Genomic DNA, 20,547 nt, shown 5'->3' with positions numbered 1-20,547 from the left:
TCAAATGATTCGCAAGCTTTTAGCGATTTCGCTGTTGTCGTTGGCCAGTGGTCAATTGCTGGCTGCCGAGTGCTCGGTCACAGTCGATTCGACCGATCAAATGATGTACGACACCAAAGCCATTGAGATCGACAAGAGCTGCAAGGAATTCACCGTCAACCTGACTCACTCCGGCAGCCTGCCGAAAAATGTCATGGGCCATAACTGGGTGCTGGGCAAAAAAGCCGACACCCAGGCAATCGTTACCGACGGCATGGCGGCGGGCATCGACAAGGACTATTTGAAGCCGGACGACAGCCGCGTCATCGCCCACACCAAAGTGATCGGCGCTGGCGAAAAGGATTCGGTGACCTTTGACGTGTCGAAGCTCGACCCGGCACAGGAATACCAGTTCTTCTGCACATTCCCCGGGCACATCAGCATGATGAAAGGCGCTGTGACCCTGAAGTAACGACAGGTCTCCGGAGCGTCTGAGAGTATCGTTCCTCACGCTCCGCGTGGGAGTGCCGTTCGTGACGCTCTGCGTCACAGATCTGAGCCGCTGCGCACATTCAGGATCGGACGCGGAGCGTCCAGAACTGCATGCCGACGCAGAGCGTCGGCACGATAACCAGCAATGAGCGTCACAAATCCGTGCCGCGCAGATCACTCACGGCGCGTACGGCAACTCGCGTTTGTGCTGGGTCTTGGCGTAGGTTTCGCAAATGATCCGGAAGGCTTCCTCGCGTACCGGCTCGCCGTGCAGGAAGGCGTCGATCTCGGCGTAGGTCACGCCGTGCGAGGCTTCGTCCGGTTTGCCGGGTGACAAGTCCTCCAGGTCCGCAGTCGGCACTTTTTCGACCAGTGATTCCGGTGCGCCGAAATGGCGGGCGATGGCGCGTACCTGGTTTTTCACCAGACCGCTCAACGGTGCCAGGTCGCATGCGCCGTCGCCGAACTTGGTGAAGAAACCCATCACCGCTTCGGCCGCGTGATCGGTGCCGATCACCAGCCCATGGTAAGCACCGGCGACGGTGTACTGCGCGACCATGCGCATGCGCGCCTTGGTGTTGCCGAGCACGAAGTCCACCGAGGTCGCTGGAAGCCCGTCGAAGGCCTTCACCTCGGCGGCCAGGGCCTTGACGCTGCTGCCGATGTTGATGGTATGGCGCTCGTCCGGCTCGATGAAGTCGACAGAGGCCTGGGCTTCGTGCTCATCGGCCTGCACCACATAAGGCAGACGCACCGCGATAAAACGGTAGGCGTTGTCACCCGTGCTTTCACGCAGTTCCTTGACCGCACGCTGGGCGAGCAGACCGGACGTCAGCGAGTCGACCCCGCCGCTGATGCCGAGCACCAGCGTCTTGAGCCGTGCGTTCTGCAGGCACTCCTTGATGAAGTTGACGCGGCGGGCGACCTCGGCCTGCAGCGCGTTCTGGTCCGCGAAAGGTGGCTGGACCTTGAGCTGTTCAGCAATCTGGCGCTGTACGGCGTGCATGATTCACTCCTCGTAGATAGGACAATTCAAGCGGGTTTTTCCGGGCTCGGCAAATTCGGCACCTTGAACACATGCCGCAGGTAGGCGACAAAGTTCGGGTCCTTGCACTGCGTCTTGCCGGGTTCGTCAGAGATTTTCGCCACGGCCTGACCGGCGCACGCCGTCATTTTCAATACCATGTTCATCGGCGCAATGCCGGGGATGTCGGCCGTCAGGTTGGTGCCGATCCCGAAGCTGACATTGATGCGTCCGCGCAACGCACGAAAGATATCGAGCGCCTTGGGCAGGTTAAGCCCATCGGAAAACACCAGGGTCTTGCTCATCGGGTCGATACCGAGCTTCTGGTAATGCGAGATGCATTTTTCGGCCCACTTCACCGGGTCGCCCGAATCATGGCGCAGACCGTCGAACAGCTTGGCGAAGTACAGATCGAAGTCGTTCAGGAAAGCATCGGTGGTGATGCAGTCGGTCAGCGCGATCCCCAGCAGGCCGCGATATTCGCGGACCCAGCAATCGAGCGCGGCAATCTGACTGTCGATCAGGCGCGGTCCCAGCTGCTGATGCGCCATGATCCATTCGTGGGCCATGGTGCCCAAGGGTTTCAGATCAAGCTGACGGGCCAGATGCACATTGCTGGTGCCGACGAACTGACCTGGGAAGTCGTTTTTCAGGACGCCAAGCATTTCTTCCTGCACGCGGTAGGAAAACCGCCGACGCGTGCCGAAGTCTGCCACTTTCAGCTCGGCCAGTTCGTCCGTCGTGGCATGCGTGGTCAGCCACTCGAACTTGTCATACAGACGATTCCGCGCCTGACTCAGCAGGGTGTCCGGGTAACGATGCCGGTTGCGCACTTCGCTGACGATGGCCAGCAGCGGCACTTCAAACAGGATGACGTGCAGCCACGGTCCGTGCAGGCGAATGCACAGTTCGTCATTCTCGATGGTGGTTTTCACGTAGCGGGTATTGAAGCGGAACAGCCCGAGAAAGCGCAGGAAATCCGGTTTGATGAAGGTGATGCGCTCCAGAAAAGCCAGGTGTTCGGGGCTCAGCGACAGCTCGCACAGCAGCTCGATCTGGTGCTTGATTTCATCCAGATAGGGGCGAAGGTCCTCCCCGTTGCGGCAACGAAACTCCCACTCGACGTCCACGTTCGGGTAGTTGTGCAGGACGGCCTGCATCATGGTCAGCTTGTAGAAATCGGTATCGAGCAGGCTTTGCACGATGCGATTGGAAAAGGCGCTCTCGCTCATTGAATCAGGCTCTCCAGAGCAGCCGGATAAAGTGGGGCGCGTGACTTCCTGTCTGTCACCATGGAAGGCTCACGGCCGGATGGGTGTGCATTGTCGCCCTTAAGCGGGGGGTTGATCCAACTGTTCCAGCATCCACTGTAGAAAAACCCGGATTTTGGGCACGTCGGCGGTGTGTTCCGGATAGGACAGGTAGTAGGCGCTGTTAGTGCTGGGCAATGCGTAATCCCAGGCAATCACCAGTTTGCCCTCGGCCAGTTCCTCCTCGACCAGAAAGCGCGGCAGCAGCGCAACACCGCAGCCGACCTGGGCTGCGCGGATACACATATAGAAGGTTTCAAAGCGTGGCCCGTGATAGCTGTGGTCGGTGTGATAGCCCTGGCTTTCGAACCATTCATGCCAGGCTTCGGGGCGGAAGGCATTCTGCAGCAGGACCAGCTCGCTCAGTTGGGTCGGGTCGCCAAGCGGCTCGTCGGGCAGGCTTTCGGGGGCGCACACCGGCACCAGTTCCTCGCCGAACAACTTCACGCTTTCGGCACCGGGCATGGCCGCCTGGCCGAAATAGAACGACACGTCGCAGCGGCCCTTGATCAGGTCATCGGACTCCTGCTCGTTGATCAGGTCCAGGTGAATGTGCGGGTGACGCAAGCGCCAGCCCTTGAGGCGCGGCACCAGCCAGCGGGCGCCGAATGTCGACGGGGTGGACACCCGCAGCACTTCGGTCTCTCCGCCATAGGAGCGCAGGAAGTGGGTGGACATCTCGATCTGGGTCAGGATCTTGCGCACTTCGGCCAGGTACAGCGCCCCGGCTGGCGTCAGTTGCAGACGGCGGCGCACGCGCTGAAACAGCAGGTGCTGAACCAGCTCTTCGAGTTGCGCGACCTGCTTGCTGACAGCGCTCTGGGTCAGGTTGAGTTCTTCTGCTGCGCGCGTGAAGCTCAGGTGCCGGGTCACTGCCTCAAAGCATTGCAATGCGGCTATCGAGGGCAGATGACGTTTGTTCAGCATGATGACTTCTCTGTTTGCGGCGCGAAGGGGCTGGCGTAAGCAATATGAATTATCGGAATGATATCTCGCTTAAAGGTCGTTTGTCGGGCGTATGCAGGGACGTTATTACTGGCGTCGCGTGACGCGCGTTTCAGATCTGACGATGGCTGCGGCAGGTCGCGTTTAATCCGCGAGCCTCAAATGGTGCGTCTCGTAGCGTTCGCGCACCGGGCGTGTGCAATTCGGTGACGTGTGCTGTTACAGGTGGGTTGCCCATCACGGCATGCGCTGGTTGCTACTCGAGTGCGCTTGGGTTGCTCTTTTCTCGTCCGGGGTTGCACCTTGCGCGCTCGAAGCAACCAGAGTGCCCTGTTGCGCGGCGTTGCATGATGGATCGACACGAAAAATGCGACATCTCCTTCAACTAAAAAGCGATGGCACGCGCCTTGCTCTGAGCAACTCTGTATCTGTTCGATCATGAAAGTGCCAACTAAAAAAATATCCTCAGGAGCACCACTTATGTCGCATACGTTTTACAGGAAAGGTTTTCTGGCAATGGCAGTGGCTACTGCATTGGGCGTGTCTTCGTTTGCACAGGCGGACGTGAAAATCGGCGTAGCGGGCCCAATGACCGGCGCGAATGCGTCGTTTGGTCAGCAGTACATGAAGGGCGCGCAGGCAGCAGCCGACGCGATCAATGCGGCAGGTGGTGTCAACGGGGAGAAAATCGTACTGGTCGCGGGCGATGACGCCTGTGAGCCGAAACAGGCCGTCGCCGTTGCGAACCGCTTGGTGGATCAGGAAAAAGTGATTGGTGTAGTCGGTCACTTCTGCTCGTCGTCGACCATCCCTGCTTCGGAGATCTACGGCGATGCTGGCGTTATTGCCATTACGCCAGGCTCGACCAACCCGGCCGTGACCGAACGTGGCCTGAAAGAGATGTTCCGCATGTGCGGTCGGGACGACCAGCAGGGTATCGTTGCCGGCGACTACATCGTCGACGTGCTCAAAGGCAAGAAAGTCGCCGTTATCAACGACAAGGACACTTACGGTAAGGGCCTCGCTGACGCAACGGCCAAGCAACTGACCGCGCGTGGCGTCAAGCCGATCCTCGAAGAGGGTCTGACCCGTGGCGAGAAAGATTTCAGTGCGCTGGTGACGAAGATTCGTTCGGTGGGCGCTGACGTCGTGTACTTCGGCGGTCTGCACCCGGAAGCCGGTCCACTGGTTCGGCAGATGCGCGAGCAAGGCCTCAAGGACGTCAAGTTCATGTCCGATGATGGTGTCGTGACCGACGAGTTGGTGACCACTGCAGGTGGCGCACAGTACGTCGATGGCGTGTACATGACCTTCGGCGCTGACCCGCGCGCATTGCCGGACAGCAAGGCTGTCGTAGACCAGTTCCGCAAGGCCGGTTACGAGCCTGAAGGCTACACCCTCTACGCGTACGCTTCGGTACAGGCCCTGGCGGCCGGTTTCAATGGTGCCAAGTCCAACAAGGGGGACGCAGCCGCCGTCTGGCTCAAGGCCAACCCGGTCAAGACCGTCATGGGTGAAAAAGCCTGGGATGCCAAGGGTGACCTGAAAGTCTCCGACTACGTGGTTTACCAGTGGGACGCCGCCGGCAAATACAAGCAACTCGAAAAGCAGAAGTGAGATAAACCTCGCGTCGGCCCTGCGCGTCAGGCGCTGACCCGATGATGGGCTCGCCCAGGAGCGAGCCTGCATCTCTTTTATCGTTTTCGGACCTGTCGGTCATGCCTCACGAGGGTGTGACTGACGGGGTGCTGAGCTGCCTTTTTGTGTGAGCGTGCGTGATGGATGGAATCTTCCTGCAACAAATGGTCAACGGACTCACTCTCGGGTCTGTCTACGGCCTCATCGCCATCGGCTATACGATGGTCTACGGCATCATCGGCATGATTAACTTCGCCCATGGCGACGTGTACATGATTTCTGCCTACCTGGCCGCCATCGGCCTTGCGGTTCTGTCTTTCTTCGGAGTGGAATCCTTTCCGTTCCTGATTCTCGGTACGCTGATCTTCACCATTGTGGTCACTGGCGTTTACGGCTTCGTCATCGAGCGTGTGGCGTACAAGCCACTGCGCAACTCGACCCGTCTGGCGCCGCTGATCAGCGCCATCGGCATTTCCCTGATCCTGCAGAACTACGCGCAGATCAGCCAGGGCGCGCGCCAGCAAGGCGTGCCGACGCTGCTCGAAGGTGCGTGGCGCTTTGAAGTCGGCAGCGGCTTCGTGCAGATCACCTACACCAAGATCTTCATCCTCATTGCCGCCTTCGTCGGCATGGGCGTGCTGACCTACATCATCAAGTACACCAAGCTTGGCCGCATGTGCCGGGCCACGCAGCAAGACCGCAAGATGGCCTCGATCCTCGGCATCAACACCGACCGGGTCATTTCCTATGTGTTCATCATCGGCGCTGCCATGGCTGCGCTGGCCGGTGTGCTGATCACCATGAATTACGGCACGTTCGACTTCTATGCCGGCTTCATCATCGGCATCAAGGCGTTTACTGCGGCCGTGCTGGGCGGGATCGGTTCGTTGCCGGGTGCCATGCTGGGCGGTTTGATCCTGGGGGTTGCCGAGTCGCAGTTCTCCGGTCTGATCAACTCCGATTACAAAGACGTGTTCAGTTTCGGCCTGCTGGTGCTGATCCTGATTTTCCGTCCCCAAGGCCTGCTGGGTCGCCCACTCGTGGCGAAGGTATAAGTATGTCCGCTCCTGTTGCTGTTCCTGTTTCCAAGCCTGTTGAAATCAAGAAGAGTCTGATCGATGCCGTGGTTGCCGGGTTGCTGGCGCTGATCGTGTTCGGCCCCATCGTCGGGATCGTGCTCGATGGCTACAGCTTCAACCTGCAGCCGACCCGCGTGGCCTGGCTGGTGGGCGTGGTCATGATCGGTCGCTTTCTGATCAGTCTGTTTCTGCAAACACCCAGAGGCCTGCGTGTTTCCCAGAGTTTCGAAAGCTCCGACTCCGGCGTGCATGTGCTCAAACCGGATCATCGATCGAGCCTGTACTGGATCATTCCGCTGCTGATCGTGATTGCCATCGTGTTCCCGATCTTCGCCAACAAGTACATTCTGACCGTGGTCATCCTCGGCCTGATCTACGTGCTGCTGGGCCTGGGTCTGAACATCGTGGTCGGTCTGGCGGGGCTGCTCGACCTTGGCTACGTGGCGTTTTACGCCATCGGTGCTTATGGTCTGGCGCTGGGCTATCAGTATCTGGGTCTGGGCTTCTGGTCGGCTTTACCGCTGGCGGCGATTGCGGCGGCGCTGGCCGGATGCATTCTCGGCTTCCCGGTGCTGCGCATGCATGGCGACTATCTGGCCATCGTGACCCTCGGGTTCGGCGAGATCATTCGCCTGGTGCTGAACAACTGGCTGTCGTTCACCGGCGGTCCGAACGGTGTGCCGGTGCCCGCGCCCACCTTCCTCGGGCTGGAATTCGGCCGACGCGCCAAGGATGGCGGGGTGCCGATCCATGAATATTTCGGCTTCGATTACAACCCGGACCTGAAATTCATCTTCATCTACGCCGTGCTGTTCCTCGTCGTGCTGGCGGTGTTGTTCATCAAGCATCGCCTGACCCGCATGCCGATCGGGCGTGCCTGGGAAGCCTTGCGCGAAGACGAGATCGCCTGTCGTTCGATGGGCCTCAATCACGTGCTGGTCAAACTGTCGGCGTTCACGATTGGCGCATCGACCGCAGGCCTTGCCGGGGTGTTTTTTGCCAGCTACCAGGGCTTCGTCAACCCGACCTCGTTCACCTTTTTCGAGTCGGCGCTGATTCTGGCGATTGTGGTGCTGGGCGGCATGGGCTCGACCGTCGGTGTAGTGATCGCCGCGTTCGTGCTGACCGTTGCGCCTGAGCTGCTGCGCAGCTTCTCCGAGTACCGCGTGCTGCTGTTCGGGATTCTCATGGTGCTGATGATGATCTGGCGACCACGCGGCCTGATTCGCATCAGCCGCACCGGGGTGCAACCGCGCAAAGGCGCGCTGGTGACAGAGAGGGCTGCGCGATGAGCACTGAAGTGATTCTCTCCGTCGAGCACCTGATGATGCACTTTGGCGGCATCAAGGCCCTCAGCGACGTCAGCCTCAAGGTCCGTCGCAATTCGATCTTCGCCCTGATCGGCCCCAACGGTGCGGGCAAGACCACGGTCTTCAACTGCCTGACCGGTTTCTACAAGGCCACTGGCGGACGCATCGAGCTGCACACCCGTGGCAAGACCACCAACGTGATCAGGCTGTTGGGCGAACCGTTCCAGGCGACCGACTTCGTGTCGCCAAAAAGCTTCCTCAGCCGGGTGTACTACAAGATGTTCGGCGGCACCCATCTGGTCAACAGGGCAGGGCTGGCGCGCACGTTCCAGAACATTCGTCTGTTCAAGGAAATGTCGGTGGTCGAAAACCTGCTGGTCGCCCAGCACATGTGGGTCAACCGCAGCCTGATCAGCGGGATTCTGAATACCAGGGGCTATCGCAAGGCCGAAGAGGACGCGCTGAATACCGCGTTCTACTGGCTGGAGGTGGTCGATCTGGTGGACTGCGCCAACCGTCTGGCTGGCGAGTTGTCCTACGGGCAGCAACGCCGTCTGGAGATTGCGCGAGCCATGTGCACGCGGCCGCAGGTGATCTGCCTGGATGAGCCTGCTGCCGGTCTCAACCCGCAGGAAACCGAGGCACTCAGCGGCATGATCCGCCTGCTGCGTGACGAGCACGACATGACCATCGTGCTGATCGAGCACGACATGGGCATGGTCATGGGGATTTCCGACGATATTGTGGTGCTCGACCATGGCAACGTGATTGCGATGGGCGGGCCGGAACAGATCCGTAACGATCCTAAGGTGATCGCTGCGTATCTGGGCGCTGATGAAGAGGAGCTGGTATGAGCAAGCCGATCCTCGAACTGAAAGAGATCGATGTGTTTTACGGGCCGATTCAGGCCCTGAAGAAAGTCTCGCTGCACATCAATGAGGGTGAAACGGTGAGCCTGATCGGCTCCAACGGCGCGGGCAAGTCCACGCTGCTGATGTCGATCTTCGGTCAGCCGCGCGCGGCCAGCGGGCAGATCATCTATCAGGGCACCGACATCACCCAGAAGTCCTCGCATTACATCGCCTCCAACGGCATTGCGCAGTCGCCGGAAGGGCGGCGGGTCTTTCCCGACATGTCGGTCGAAGAAAACCTGATGATGGGCACCATTCCGATTGGCGACAAGCATTCGGCCGAAGACATGCAGCGCATGTTCGAGCTGTTCCCCAGGCTCAAGGAACGCCGCAATCAGCGCGCCATGACCATGTCCGGAGGCGAGCAGCAAATGCTCGCCATCGCCCGCGCGCTGATGAGTCGTCCGAAACTGCTGCTGCTCGATGAGCCAAGCCTGGGTTTGGCCCCGATCATCGTCAAACAGATCTTCTCTACCCTGCGTGAACTGGCAGCCACGGGCATGACGATATTCCTGGTCGAGCAGAACGCCAACCATGCGCTCAAGCTGTCCGACCGCGCCTATGTCATGGTCAATGGCGAGATCCGCCTGTCCGGCACCGGGAAGGAATTGCTGGTAAATGAAGAGGTAAGGAACGCTTATCTGGGCGGGCATTGAGTTCGTCAAAACCCTGCCGTTTTCTTCGCGCGCCCCGGATGCTCAAACATCCGGGGCGCGGTCGTATGCAATTGTGGAAAACAATTTTGGCGCGCCTGATAAGTGCGACATAAAACCGCTGCAAATGGTTGTTTTGTCACCGTTTTGACTTGTTCAGGTTTACTGTGGAACCGGCTGTTAATAACTTGGGAGTATTTACCTGCAGGCCTTTATGCGTAAGGCCTGTAGAAGAGTGGTTAAATTTCGTACAGAGGTTTTCGGCCGGCTTTATGGGGCATTTGTCAACTGTATTGGGGCTGGTCGTTCATACAGGTTTTACAGGCGAACAGCCTGTGGATAAGTCTGTTAACAAGCCTTGGAAAGACTGCCCCGGACGTTATAGGGTCTGGGCTACAGGCCATCACCGTTTTCTGACGCTTTCAACCCTCTTGGCAGTGTCGGGCAAAGTCAAGGGAAAAACTTCGCCTGATACGCTGCAGGCCCCGAAACACGTGATGTTCAGCGTTACTGACTTGCCCCCAGAGATTGTGGGTCTGACTGTGGATAAGGTGGGCAAAAGTGCCTGTGAGGCCCGTAGCGCAAGGCTCGCTCCGGGTTGGTTGTTTTTTGTACAAATACACTGGGTTGTTGCATCGATGTCCCGCTGACGGGCATTCTGCTGCCCTTGCCAGAAACTTATTAACAGGCAGCGCCGTTTGTGCGCCATGTCAGGAGAATGAAATGACTTCCACTGTATTCATCACGGGCGCCACTTCCGGTTTTGGCGAGGCGTGTGCCCGCCGTTTCGCCGAGGCAGGCTGGTCGCTGGTGCTGACCGGTCGACGCAAGGACCGCCTTGACGCCCTGAGCGCCGAGCTGTCGAAGCAGACCAAGGTGCATACGCTGGTGCTGGATGTGCGTGACCGCAAGGCGATGGAGAGCGGCATTGCAGGTTTGCCTGAAGAGTTCGGCAGCATTCGCGGGCTGATCAACAATGCCGGCCTGGCGCTGGGAATCGATCCTGCACCCAAGTGCGATCTGGATGACTGGGACACCATGATCGATACCAACGTCAAAGGTCTGGTCTACACCACGCGTCTGCTGCTGCCACGCCTGATCGCGCATGGTCGCGGCGCGAGCATCGTCAACCTGGGTTCGGTCGCCGGTAACTACCCGTATCCGGGCGGTAACGTCTACGGTGGCACCAAGGCCTTTGTCGGGCAGTTCTCGCTGAACCTGCGCAACGATCTGATCGGCACCGGCGTGCGCGTCACCAACCTTGAGCCGGGGCTGTGCGAGAGCGAGTTTTCGCTGGTACGTTTCGGTGGTGATCAGGCCAAGTACGACGCCACCTACGCAGGTGCCGAGCCGATTCAGCCTCAGGACATCGCCGACACCATCTTCTGGATCATGAACACACCAGCCCACGTCAACATCAACAGCCTGGAACTGATGCCTGTCAGCCAGACCTGGGCCGGCTTTGCGATTGACCGCAACCGCGGTTGATTGACGTGCTGATCGGGCCGCGCAGCTGCGGCCCGATCAGCTGTCTGCCGGCGTTGGCGGCGGGAATGCGCTGACGAAGCGATTTTCGACGAAATCCGCCAGGCCGATGTAGCAAGTGGCCAAGTGGTAGGGCGTGGTCGACGGCATGTCGCTACGGCTGACCCTGCCATCGGGCTCGACGCACTCGTTCCAGCCCCTGGCATGCAGAAAGCGCTGCTCGAAGGCCGACAGTTGCTGAGTCAAGGCCGCTTCGCAGTCCGGGCGCAGGGCCATGGCCCGCAAGTATTCCGCCTGGGCCCAGATACGCTGGGTGGCATCGCGCACCGTACCCTCGAGCGCCAGCATCGCCGTCACCGCCCCGCTGTGTGGATCGACGCCCTGCGCCTGGGCGTAGGCGAACGCGCGGGTCATGGATTCATGCAGCTCGCGCCCGTGCAGTTCCGGCGACGATTGCAGCAGGAAGAACCATTCGAACTGATGACCTGGCTCGTACCAGTTATCCACAGCGCCCAGAGGCTTCTCCAGCATCACGCCGGTTGCCGTATCGACGAAACGGCGTTGCATGTGGATAACCAGCGCGTCCAGTGCCGCCTGCGTGGCAGGGTCGGCACGCACCGACAGGGTGGCCAGAAAGGCCTCTGCCAGGTGCATCAAGGGGTTTTGCAGCGGTCCGGTGCCCAATACCGACCAGTCTTCATCGAGCTGCGCCTCGTACAGCCCGCCGTCGTCGGCAAAGCGTTCTGCCACAACGTTAAGCGCTGCGTTGAGCACCGACTCTGCCAGCGGGTCCTGCACTTTCGCCCAGTAATGCGCGCAGGCAAAAATAATGAAGGCGTGGGTGTAGAGGTCCTTGCGGCGATCCAGCGGCTTGCCCTGTGGATCGATGCTGTAGAACCAGCCGCCATGCTCGGCATCGTGGAAGTGCTGTTGCAGAGAACGGAACAATTCGCCGGCCCGCGCCCGTGCCCCCGGCACTTGTGCGTGACCGATGAGGCTGGAAAACAGAAACAGCTGACGCGCACATGCCATGGCGCGATAGCGTTGCGGCGGCAACGGTTGATCACTCGCGTCGAGTGCTTCGTAGGGCAATGCCAGTTTCGCGTTCCACCCAGGACCCTGCCACAGCGGAACGACGACCTGCATGAAGTGCTGCTGCAAGGCGGCGAACAACGAGGTCAATTCAGGCGTGGAGGCGGAGCGGGTCACATGAGGCATCGGCTGGCATCGCGGCAGTGTCGAAGTGCGCAGCATGTTATCAGGATTGCTGCACGAAGACGGGTGATGATCGTTCCTCACGCCAGGCGCGTGAGGAACCTCTGGCAGTCAGCCAATCAGCGCCAGTCGCTCGTTGATCGCGGCTTCGATCCCTTGGGCATCCAGGCCGCACTCGGTGAGCATCTGCGCAGGCTTGGCGTGCTCGACGTAGACATCCGGCAGGCCCAGGTGCAATACCGACTTGAGGATATTGGCGCGTGCCAGGAACTCGCTGACCGCAGCACCGGCGCCGCCCATGACGGCGTTTTCTTCCAGTGTGACCAGCAACTCGTGATTGGCGGCAGCTTCGCTCACCAAGGCTTCGTCCATTGGTTTGACGAAGCGCATGTCGATCACTGTTGCGTCGAGCTTCTCGGCCACCACCAACGCCTCGGCCAGTTGCACGCCGAACGCCAGTATCGCAACGCCCTGGCCTTGACGCCGCACAACGCCCTTGCCGATCTCGACCGGTTCAAGATTGGCCTCGATCACCGCATTAGGGCCGGTGCCGCGTGGGTAGCGTACTGCCGCAGGGCCGGTATGCAGGTAACCGGTGCTGAGCAGCTTGCGCAGTTCGTTTTCATCGCTAGGCGTCATCACCAGCATGCCGGGGATGCAGCGCAGGTAGGAGAGGTCGAAGCTGCCTGCGTGAGTCGGGCCGTCTTCGCCTACCAGTCCGGCGCGGTCGATGGCGAACAGCACGTCGAGGTTCTGTACAGCGACGTCGTGGATCAGCTGATCGTAACCACGCTGCAGGAAGGTCGAATAGATCGCCACCACCGGCTTGCTGCCTTCGCAGGCCATACCGGCTGCCAGGGTCACTGCGTGTTGTTCGGCGATGGCCACGTCGAAGTAACGCTCGGGGAAGCGTTCGCTGAACGCGACCAGGTCCGAACCTTCCTTCATCGCGGGCGTGATGCCGACCAGCCGTGCGTCAGCGTCGGCCATGTCACAGATCCACTGGCCGAACACGCCGGAGTATTTCGGTGCGCTGATCTTTTTCTGCGCGGCAGGCGCATTCAGCGGCTCGAGCTTGGTGATGGCGTGATAGCCGATCGGATCGACTTCGGCCGGCTCGAAACCCTTGCCCTTTTTGGTCACCACATGCAGAAACTGCGGGCCTTTCAGGTCACGCATGTTGCGCAGGGTGGCGATCAGGGTCGGCAGGTCGTGGCCGTCGATAGGACCGATATAGTTCCAGCCCAGCTCTTCGAAGAGCGTGCCCGGGACCAGCATGCCTTTGGCGTACTCCTCGGTGCGCCGCGCGATTTCCCAGGCACCGGGAAGGCGCGAAAGCACCTTCTTGCTGCCTTCACGCATGCTGCTGTAGGTGCGGCTGGAAAGAATCTTGGCCAGGTAATTCGACAGCCCGCCGACATTGCGCGAGATCGACATGTCGTTGTCGTTGAGGATCACCAGCATGTCGGCGGCTACTTCCGGCGCGTGGTTCAGCGCTTCGAAGGCCATACCGGCAGTCAGCGCTCCGTCGCCGATCACGGCAATCGATTTGCGCTCGCTGCCCTGCAGGCGCGAGGCAATCGCCATGCCCAGCGCGGCGCTGATCGAGGTGCTGGAGTGCCCGACACCAAAGGTGTCGTACTCGCTTTCGCTGCGACGCGGAAAGGCCGCAACCCCGTCCTTCTGGCGCAGGGTGGACATGCGCGCACGACGGCCGGTGAGGATCTTGTGCGGATAGGCTTGATGACCCACGTCCCACACCAGACGGTCGTCCGGGGTGTCGAAAACGTAATGCAGCGCGATGGTCAGCTCGATGACCCCGAGACCGGCACCAAAATGCCCTCCGGTCTGGCCAACGGAATACAGCAATTCCAGGCGCAGCTCATCGGCCAGGGTTTCCAGCTCGGCTTCGCCCAGACGGCGCAGGCCGTGCGGGGTATCGGCTCGGTCGAGCAACGGCGTGACCGGGCGCTCGCGTGGGATCTCTTTGAACGTCGTGGGCATCAGGCGAATCGTTATAAGTAAAAGAGGCGGCAGTTTACCTTATGCATCGTACGCTGCCCATGAAGTGAGTCGGCGGATGATCTGCCGACTGACATGTGTAATGACTGAGACCACGATAAAGCGTGGTTGATTCAGCGGATTTTCCGGTTCGGGTGACAGTGATCAGTGGCGACGTTCGACGATATAGAGCGCCAGCTGGCGCAGCGGCTCTGCGGCGGCATCGAACGGGCTCAGCGCCAGAAGCGCCTGATCACGCAGTTCCAGTGCGTAGTGTTTGGCCGCTTCCAGGCCCAGCAGCGCCGGGTAGGTCGGCTTGTCGCGGGCGATGTCGGCACCCTGGCGCTTGCCGAGGGTCGCGGTATCGCTTTCGACATCGAGAATGTCGTCCTGAACCTGAAAAGCCAGGCCGATTGCACGCGCGTAGACCTGCAGAGCATCGAGCCGCGGCTGATCGGCGTGACCGCTGGCCAGTGCGCCCAGCCGGACGCTGGCTTCGATCAATGCACCGGTCTTGTGGCGATGCATGTATTCCAGCGCGACCTGATCGAGCTTCACCCCCACTGAACCCAGATCGATAGCCTGACCACCCACCATGCCCGCCGGTCCGGCCGCAGTCGCGAGGGCGGTGACCATCTGCAGACGCGTCTCGGCATCGCGTGACGTCAGGTGGGGGGCGAGCAGGGCCGTGAAGGCCAGGCTCTGCAGGCCGTCACCGGCGAGAATCGCGCAGGCTTCATCGAAGGCCTTGTGTGTGGTCGGCTGGCCGCGACGCAGGTCGTCGTCGTCCATTGCCGGCAAATCGTCATGTACCAGCGAGTAGGCATGAATCAGTTCAACGGCACAGGCGGCGCCGTTGGCATCCTCGGCTACACCGCCCAGTGCTTCGCAGGCGGCATACGCGAGCAGCGGGCGCACGCGCTTGCCGCCGTTCATCACGCTGTAGCGCATGGCTTGGTAGAGGCGTTCGAGCTCAGGGCCCGGAGCCTTGAACAGCCCGTCGAGTGCTGCGTTGACGCGAGTCTGGCTTTGCGCTTGATAGCTCGCGATCATTCGGGGAGTTCCGCATCGTCGAACGGCTCTTCGCTCAGCTCGCCATCGCGTTCCAGCAATACCTGAACCTTCTGCTCGGCCTGGGTGAGGGCGCTCTGGCAGTCGCGGGTAAGGCGTACACCTTGCTCGAAGGCGGTCAGGGAGTCTTCCAGCGACAACTCGCCATTCTCCAACCGCTCTACCAGCGCTTGCAGATCAGCGAGTGACTGTTCGAAATCCAGTGCAGCTTTCTTGCGGGCCATGAGGGCATTTCCGGTAGAGGTTAAACCGGGCGACACTAGCAGAGCGATGGCGTCTGGGCAAATTGCGGCGACGGAGCCGCGCTCTTCAAGCGCCTGCCGGGGTCAACCTGCGGCAAACCCGTTGCGCAGGTCTGCGATCAGGTCTTCCGGACTTTCCAGGCCGACCTGCAGCCGCAACATCGGCCCTGCGCCGCGCTCGGGACCGTGTTGTTCGACTTCCGTGATGAGGCTTTCAAACCCACCCCAGGAGTAGCCGACGCCGAACAGTTTCAACGCGCCGGTAAAGCGATCCAGCACCTGCCGGTCGGTGGTATTGAATTCAAAACTGAGCAAGCCGTTGCAGCCATGGAAGTCGCGCTTCCAGATCGCGTGCCCCGGATCGTCCGGCAACGCAAGATAGAGCACGCGGGCAACCTGGGGCTGGGCGTGCAGCCATTGTGCGATCTGCAGCGCGTGACGCTCATGCATGGCCATGCGCGCCGCCAGACTGCGGGCGCCACGCAGCACCAGATAGGCATCATCGGGGCTGACGGTATTGCCCACGGCGGTGTTCATGGTTTTCAGGGCATGCCAGTGCGCTTCGGTGGTGCTGACGCTGCCCATCATAACGTCGGAGTGGCCGGCCACGTACTTGGTCAGGGCCATCAGCGAAATGTCCGCGCCCAGCTCCAGCGGCTTGAACAAAACCCCCGAGCCCCAGGAGTTATCCACAGCCAGTAGCAGATTCCTTGCTTTGCACAGCTGTGACAGGGCAGGCAGGTCACACATGTCGAATGTCAGCGAGCCGGGCACCTCGGCATAGATCATCCGGGTGTTGGCCTTGATCAGCGATTCCACGTTACTGCCGTCGGCCGCGTAGAAATCGAACTGGATGTCGAAGGCGGTCAGCATGGTTTTCGCCAGCCGCCGAACAGGGCCATAGACCGATTCGGTGATCAGGGCATGATCGCCGGGACGCAGAAACGATTGAAACATCTGCGCCACTGCGGCCAGCCCGGTCGGGTACAGGCAGGTGCCGTGTGCGCCTTCGAGCTCGGAGATCAGGTCCTGCAAGGCAAACGCAGTCGGGTTGCCGTTGGCGCCGTAAGTCAGCGAGCGCTCAGGCCCCGCTGTGCGAATTTCCGCCTGCCGCAAGCTTTCCAGACTGTCGAACAGCACCGTACTGAGGCGCACGACGGGTGGGTTGACCGCAATCCCGGGCCCGCTGCTGGCACTGCGGCCGCTCTGCGACAGGGCGGTGTGGGCACGAGGGTCTTTGTCTTGCGGCATTGGAGGCTCCGGGTGGAAAAGGCTTGCAGGCTGCGGCTCAGGTACCCGCAAGCGTAATGCATCGTGCGCCTGGCAGGTATCACTGATCGTTCAACACAGCGCTCGCGTAGAATTCATGCAGTTTCGCTTGCAGTAACTGTCTGTCCGGCAGGCGGGTCTGGTACTCGGCAATCAACGCGGGTGAAAGCGAGCGGTTCAGAGCGTACTCGACGACTTCGTCGTTTTTGCTGGCGCAGAGTAAGACGCCAATGGCCGGGTTTTCATGGGGTTTGCGTTCGTTGCGGTCCAGCGCTTCCAGGTAAAAGTCCAGCTTGCCGAGGTATTCGGGCTCAAAGCGGCCGACCTTGAGCTCAATGGCAACGAGGCAGTTGAGGCCTCGATGAAAAAACAGCAGATCCAGAGCAAAGTCCTGGCCGCCGACCTGCAACGCGTACTCGGAGCCGACAAAACAGAAATCGCGGCCTAGCTCAATCAGAAAGTCCCTCAGGCGTTTCAACAAGCCGCCATGCAGGTCCGCTTCGGCGTGCCCCGGTGGCAGCTCCAGAAACTCCACCATGTAGGCATCACGGAATATATCCAGTGCGGCCGGCGGGGTTTCCTTGAGCATCGCCGAGGCTTTGGCTGGCTGGGTGACAGTGCGCTCGAACAGAGCGTTCTTGAATTGGCGCTCAAGTTCGCGACTGGACCACTTTTCCCTGATTGCCATACGCAGATAAAACTCACGCTCTTCGGGGCGCTTGCTTTGACTGAAGATGATCAGGTGATGGGTCCAAGGCAATTGTGTCAGCACCGCTGACACTATCTCATCGTCGCGGTAGACCTCAAAGAATTGGCGCATGCGAAACAGATTACGACGTGTGAAACCACGCAGTCCTGGCTGGGTGGTGGCCAGATGCTCGGCAAGCTGGGTGACCACCGCGTCACCCCATTCAGCGTTTTCAAGCTTGCGACTGATGTAAGCGCCGACTTGCCAGTAAAGCTCGATCAATTGGGTGTTCACCGCTTGTGCGGCCTGCTGTCGAGCGCTCCGGATCATGGCGAGCACTTCATCAAAACGATCATGTACAGGCGTATGCGGTGTGTTGGGAGTACTCATACTGAAAGTACTCCACTGCGTGGCAACCTGATGGGCGATTGCAGGCGAAAGTCTGGAAGAACAGTTGTTCGGCTCATAAAGGCGCGTCCTTGGGCGGTGGCTAAGGTCGGCTACTTTACGTGCAGATCAGGACGTTCTGTTCCAGAGTTTCCTGTGGGTTTGTAGCATCAGGTTTCTGTCCGCGAAGGACTTGACGTGTGCCTTATTTATCCAGATCGGACGCCTGATGCCGCTCCGGAACCTGATCGGCTTCTTCGCCCCAGGTGCGGTTGACCTTCTGGCCTCTGATGACGGCAGGACGTGCGGCGATTTCTTCTGTCCAGCGAATCAGGTGCGGGTATTCGTGTACCGATAGGAATTCGGCAGCCGAGTACACCTTGTTCTGCACCAGTGCGCCATACCATGGCCAGACCGCGATATCGGCAATCGTGTAGGTGTCGCCAGCCAGGTAGCGGTGCTCGCCCAGACGACGGTTCAGCACATCGAGTTGGCGCTTGGCTTCCATCGCGAAGCGGTTGATGGGGTATTCGAGTTTCTCGGGCGCGTAGGCATAGAAATGCCCGAAACCGCCACCCAGATAAGGAGCAGCGCCCATCTGCCAGAACAACCAGTTCAGCGTTTCGGTACGGCCTGCCGGGTCGGCGGGCAGGAAGCTGGAAAACTTCTCTGCCAGGTACAGCAGGATGGATCCGGACTCGAATACCCGAACAGGTGTTTCATGGCTTCGGTCCAGCAATGCCGGGATCTTGGAATTGGGATTGATCTCGACAAAGCCGCTGGAGAACTGATCGCCCTCGGAGATGCGGATCAGCCAGGCATCGTATTCCGCGCCGCTGTGCCCGAGCGCCAGCAGCTCTTCGAGCATGATCGTGACCTTCACACCGTTGGGGGTGGCCAGCGAATAAAGCTGCAGCGGGTGCTTGCCGACCGGCAGCTCCTTGTCGTGCGTGGGGCCGGCGACGGGCCGGTTGATGCTGGCGAACGTGCCGCCCGCTTTTGTTTCCTGCTGCCAGACCTTCGGCGGGGTATAGGACGTTTGGGTCATGAGAAGCCTCGCTTGTTCAAGGGTGATCGCTGGAGCGGTCGTGTTGCAAAGGACCATTGACGTTATAGATCAACGCGCGTGCAGGGAAGTGCCTTGCGATCGTGAACGAGTGTGGCGAGGGGCGCATTTCGCTGCCGTTGGTAGCTTGTAGAATATTCCTACAGGAACTAAGGCGGCATCCTATAGCTGTAGCTGGGTAAAAGAAGAGAACATGTGTTCGCAACGTGAGGCCATAAGGTTATCCATTCATGATCTTGGTTGTCAAAGTCGCTCTCTCTGATTTACCTATTAATAGCTGGATACCGTATGCCGTCTTTTTGCAGTCCGGGCGTTATGAAGTGGCGTGACCTGATCATCAATCTTGTTTCCAAGGAAATAAAAATCCGTTACATGGGCGCAGCGTTGGGCTTTGTCTGGTCGTTGGGTAATCCGCTGGTTGTAACGCTCACGTATTACACCGTGTTCACCTATATTCTGCCCAGTAGTCAGGACCGCTTCGCGCTGCACCTGGTGACAGGTGTTGTCCACTGGATGCTTCTGGCACAAATTGTTTCGCAAAGCGGGGAATGGCTGATCAATAACGGCAACCTCATTCGAAAGTTGCGTTTTCCACGTTTGTTGTTACCCATTTCCGGGGCGCTGGCAATTGTAGTGTTCTGGGCCGGCTGCATGCTCGTCTATGCATCGCTATTTGCCATGCTCGGTGGTGTCTTTTCGCGTGCGCTGTTGTTTTATCCGATTGTGCTGATCGCATTCATGGCATTGATCATGGGCTTTGGTCTGGCACTCAGTGTCATTCAGGTCACCGTACGGGATGCCAAGCACTTCATCGACGTGTTTCTACCCTTGTTGTTCTGGCTCACACCCATCGTATGGGTGACTTCATCGCTGCCCGACGGTATCGCCCGCATTGCGGCTTATAACCCGATAGGCCTGTACTTCAACACGTTCACCAGCATTCTGCATGCCGGAGTCGTTCCGGAGACCCGTGATCTGCTGCTGTGCGTGTTCATGGGCGCTGCGTCGCTGCTTGTGGGCCTGTTGATGTTCAGGAAGGTGGACAACGTGGTGGAGTATCTATGAGTCGCGTCGTCATCAAGGCAGAGAACCTCACCAAACAGTTTGTTCTACGCCACAACAGGGGTGGTTTGAAGAAGAAGTTTCTCGGGCTGTTTGACGCTCAATACCGTGAGCGTGCCGAAACATTCACGGCAGTCAGCGATGTATCGTTCACCTTGCACAAAGGTGAGTCGCTTGCACTGGTGGGGCATAACGGTTCAGGTAAAAGTACCTTGTTGCAACTGGTTTCACGCATTCTTGTGCCCACCAGTGGGCGGCTGACCAGCGTGGGTCGGGTGGCACCGCTAATCGAAATAGGGGTGGGCTTTCACCCTGAGCTGACCGGCGAGGAAAACATCTACCTCAATGCCAGTCTGTTTGGATTGAGTAACAAGGAAGTGCGTTCGCGCTTCAACGAGATTGTCGATTTTTCCGGTTTGGGAAACTTCATCGATACGCCGGTAAAGAACTATTCGTCAGGCATGTACATGAGGCTGGGTTTCTCAGTCGCCGTTCATGTCGAGCCTCAGACGTTACTGGCTGACGAAGTACTTGCGGTAGGTGACGAAGACTTCAAGCGCAAATGCCACGAACGAATTCGCATGATGCAGGATGACGGGATGGCCTTGATTCTTGTTACCCACGCAGTAGAAGAAGGTAAAGAGTTTTGCCAGCGTTACTTGACGCTCGAGCGTGGCCGGATGACCGAACACGGTTATTACTGATTCATTGTTTCGCGAT

The 20,547-nt window shown here is 59.4% G+C and carries 19 protein-coding genes; 9 read left to right on the top strand and 10 right to left on the bottom strand.

Annotated elements, in window-relative coordinates:
• Positions 1–4: 4 nt before the first annotated feature.
• Positions 5–451 (top strand): azurin, encoded by a 447-nt coding sequence (azu, locus tag LIX91_RS23930; RefSeq protein WP_003414493.1) that lies wholly within the window; start codon positions 5–7, stop codon positions 449–451.
• A 198-nt stretch (positions 452–649) separates the two neighbouring features.
• On the opposite strand, the gene nadE is transcribed toward azu, so the two are convergent.
• The 3 genes from nadE to LIX91_RS23915 all read right to left on the bottom strand — a co-directional run bounded on the left by nadE (position 650) and on the right by LIX91_RS23915 (position 3,732).
• A complete protein-coding gene (gene nadE, locus LIX91_RS23925) occupies positions 650–1,477 on the bottom strand; it encodes an ammonia-dependent NAD(+) synthetase (protein ID WP_003414496.1) in 828 nt (275 codons plus the stop codon).
• A gap of 26 nt (positions 1,478–1,503) precedes the next feature.
• Positions 1,504–2,727: a nicotinate phosphoribosyltransferase gene (pncB, locus tag LIX91_RS23920; protein WP_003393514.1), complete on the bottom strand. Its 1,224-nt coding sequence runs from the start codon at positions 2,725–2,727 to the stop codon at positions 1,504–1,506.
• Between the two features lie 99 nt (positions 2,728–2,826).
• Entirely contained in the window at positions 2,827–3,732 is a 906-nt protein-coding gene (locus LIX91_RS23915) for a LysR substrate-binding domain-containing protein (RefSeq protein WP_003393513.1), read from the bottom strand.
• A 498-nt stretch (positions 3,733–4,230) separates the two neighbouring features.
• Here LIX91_RS23915 and LIX91_RS23910 point away from each other — a divergent pair, with 498 nt between their 5' ends.
• The 6 genes from LIX91_RS23910 to LIX91_RS23885 all read left to right on the top strand — a co-directional run bounded on the left by LIX91_RS23910 (position 4,231) and on the right by LIX91_RS23885 (position 10,829).
• Entirely contained in the window at positions 4,231–5,367 is a 1,137-nt protein-coding gene (locus LIX91_RS23910; protein WP_003414500.1) for a branched-chain amino acid ABC transporter substrate-binding protein, read from the top strand.
• A 161-nt stretch (positions 5,368–5,528) separates the two neighbouring features.
• Positions 5,529–6,443, top strand: a complete 915-nt coding sequence (locus LIX91_RS23905) for an ABC transporter permease subunit (protein WP_003317221.1) — start codon at positions 5,529–5,531, stop codon at positions 6,441–6,443.
• Between the two features lie 2 nt (positions 6,444–6,445).
• Complete coding sequence (gene livM, locus LIX91_RS23900; RefSeq protein WP_100072777.1) at positions 6,446–7,759, top strand: high-affinity branched-chain amino acid ABC transporter permease LivM; 1,314 nt, start codon at positions 6,446–6,448, stop codon at positions 7,757–7,759.
• On the top strand, positions 7,756–8,631 hold the full coding sequence (locus LIX91_RS23895) for an ABC transporter ATP-binding protein (RefSeq protein ID WP_003317225.1): 876 nt from the start codon (positions 7,756–7,758) through the stop codon (positions 8,629–8,631). The genes livM and LIX91_RS23895 overlap by 4 nt, the downstream gene beginning before the upstream one ends.
• Positions 8,628–9,344 (top strand): ABC transporter ATP-binding protein, encoded by a 717-nt coding sequence (locus tag LIX91_RS23890; protein ID WP_003317226.1) that lies wholly within the window; start codon positions 8,628–8,630, stop codon positions 9,342–9,344. Before LIX91_RS23895 ends, LIX91_RS23890 begins: the two co-directional genes overlap by 4 nt.
• Before the next feature lie 720 nt (positions 9,345–10,064).
• Positions 10,065–10,829: an SDR family oxidoreductase gene (locus LIX91_RS23885; RefSeq protein ID WP_003317227.1), complete on the top strand. Its 765-nt coding sequence runs from the start codon at positions 10,065–10,067 to the stop codon at positions 10,827–10,829.
• Between the two features lie 36 nt (positions 10,830–10,865).
• Here LIX91_RS23885 and LIX91_RS23880 read toward each other — a convergent pair whose 3' ends face one another.
• From LIX91_RS23880 to yghU, 7 genes are all read right to left on the bottom strand, one after another.
• Entirely contained in the window at positions 10,866–12,080 is a 1,215-nt protein-coding gene (locus LIX91_RS23880; RefSeq protein ID WP_003414515.1) for an AGE family epimerase/isomerase, read from the bottom strand.
• A gap of 72 nt (positions 12,081–12,152) precedes the next feature.
• Complete coding sequence (gene dxs, locus LIX91_RS23875; RefSeq protein ID WP_003414517.1) at positions 12,153–14,045, bottom strand: 1-deoxy-D-xylulose-5-phosphate synthase; 1,893 nt, start codon at positions 14,043–14,045, stop codon at positions 12,153–12,155.
• A 162-nt stretch (positions 14,046–14,207) separates the two neighbouring features.
• Positions 14,208–15,095, bottom strand: a complete 888-nt coding sequence (locus tag LIX91_RS23870; protein ID WP_226489298.1) for a polyprenyl synthetase family protein — start codon at positions 15,093–15,095, stop codon at positions 14,208–14,210.
• Positions 15,092–15,337 carry an exodeoxyribonuclease VII small subunit gene (locus tag LIX91_RS23865; RefSeq protein ID WP_002551852.1) on the bottom strand — a complete coding sequence of 82 codons (246 nt, stop codon included), beginning with the start codon at positions 15,335–15,337 and terminating at the stop codon, positions 15,092–15,094. The genes LIX91_RS23870 and LIX91_RS23865 overlap by 4 nt, the downstream gene beginning before the upstream one ends.
• Positions 15,338–15,439: 102 nt before the next feature.
• Positions 15,440–16,606: a cystathionine beta-lyase gene (gene metC, locus LIX91_RS23860; protein ID WP_226489297.1), complete on the bottom strand. Its 1,167-nt coding sequence runs from the start codon at positions 16,604–16,606 to the stop codon at positions 15,440–15,442.
• 79 nt (positions 16,607–16,685) lie between these two features.
• Positions 16,686–17,702 carry a YhcG family protein gene (locus tag LIX91_RS23855; protein ID WP_226489296.1) on the bottom strand — a complete coding sequence of 339 codons (1,017 nt, stop codon included), beginning with the start codon at positions 17,700–17,702 and terminating at the stop codon, positions 16,686–16,688.
• A gap of 202 nt (positions 17,703–17,904) precedes the next feature.
• Positions 17,905–18,747: a glutathione-dependent disulfide-bond oxidoreductase gene (gene yghU / locus LIX91_RS23850; protein WP_057458432.1), complete on the bottom strand. Its 843-nt coding sequence runs from the start codon at positions 18,745–18,747 to the stop codon at positions 17,905–17,907.
• A 306-nt stretch (positions 18,748–19,053) separates the two neighbouring features.
• On the opposite strand from yghU, the gene LIX91_RS23845 reads away from it, so the two are divergent.
• Both LIX91_RS23845 and LIX91_RS23840 read left to right on the top strand, forming a co-directional pair.
• The gene (locus tag LIX91_RS23845; RefSeq protein WP_226489300.1) at positions 19,054–19,830 is read left to right on the top strand and encodes an ABC transporter permease; all 777 of its coding nucleotides are present in this window, start codon (positions 19,054–19,056) and stop codon (positions 19,828–19,830) included.
• Positions 19,827–20,531 (top strand): ABC transporter ATP-binding protein, encoded by a 705-nt coding sequence (locus LIX91_RS23840; RefSeq protein WP_003414533.1) that lies wholly within the window; start codon positions 19,827–19,829, stop codon positions 20,529–20,531. The genes LIX91_RS23845 and LIX91_RS23840 overlap by 4 nt, the downstream gene beginning before the upstream one ends.
• Positions 20,532–20,547: the final 16 nt, after the last annotated feature.

This window comes from Pseudomonas sp. B20, from assembly GCF_020515755.1.
Lineage (GTDB): Bacteria > Pseudomonadota > Gammaproteobacteria > Pseudomonadales > Pseudomonadaceae > Aquipseudomonas > Aquipseudomonas syringae.
This window is presented reverse-complemented; position numbering and strand designations above follow the sequence as displayed.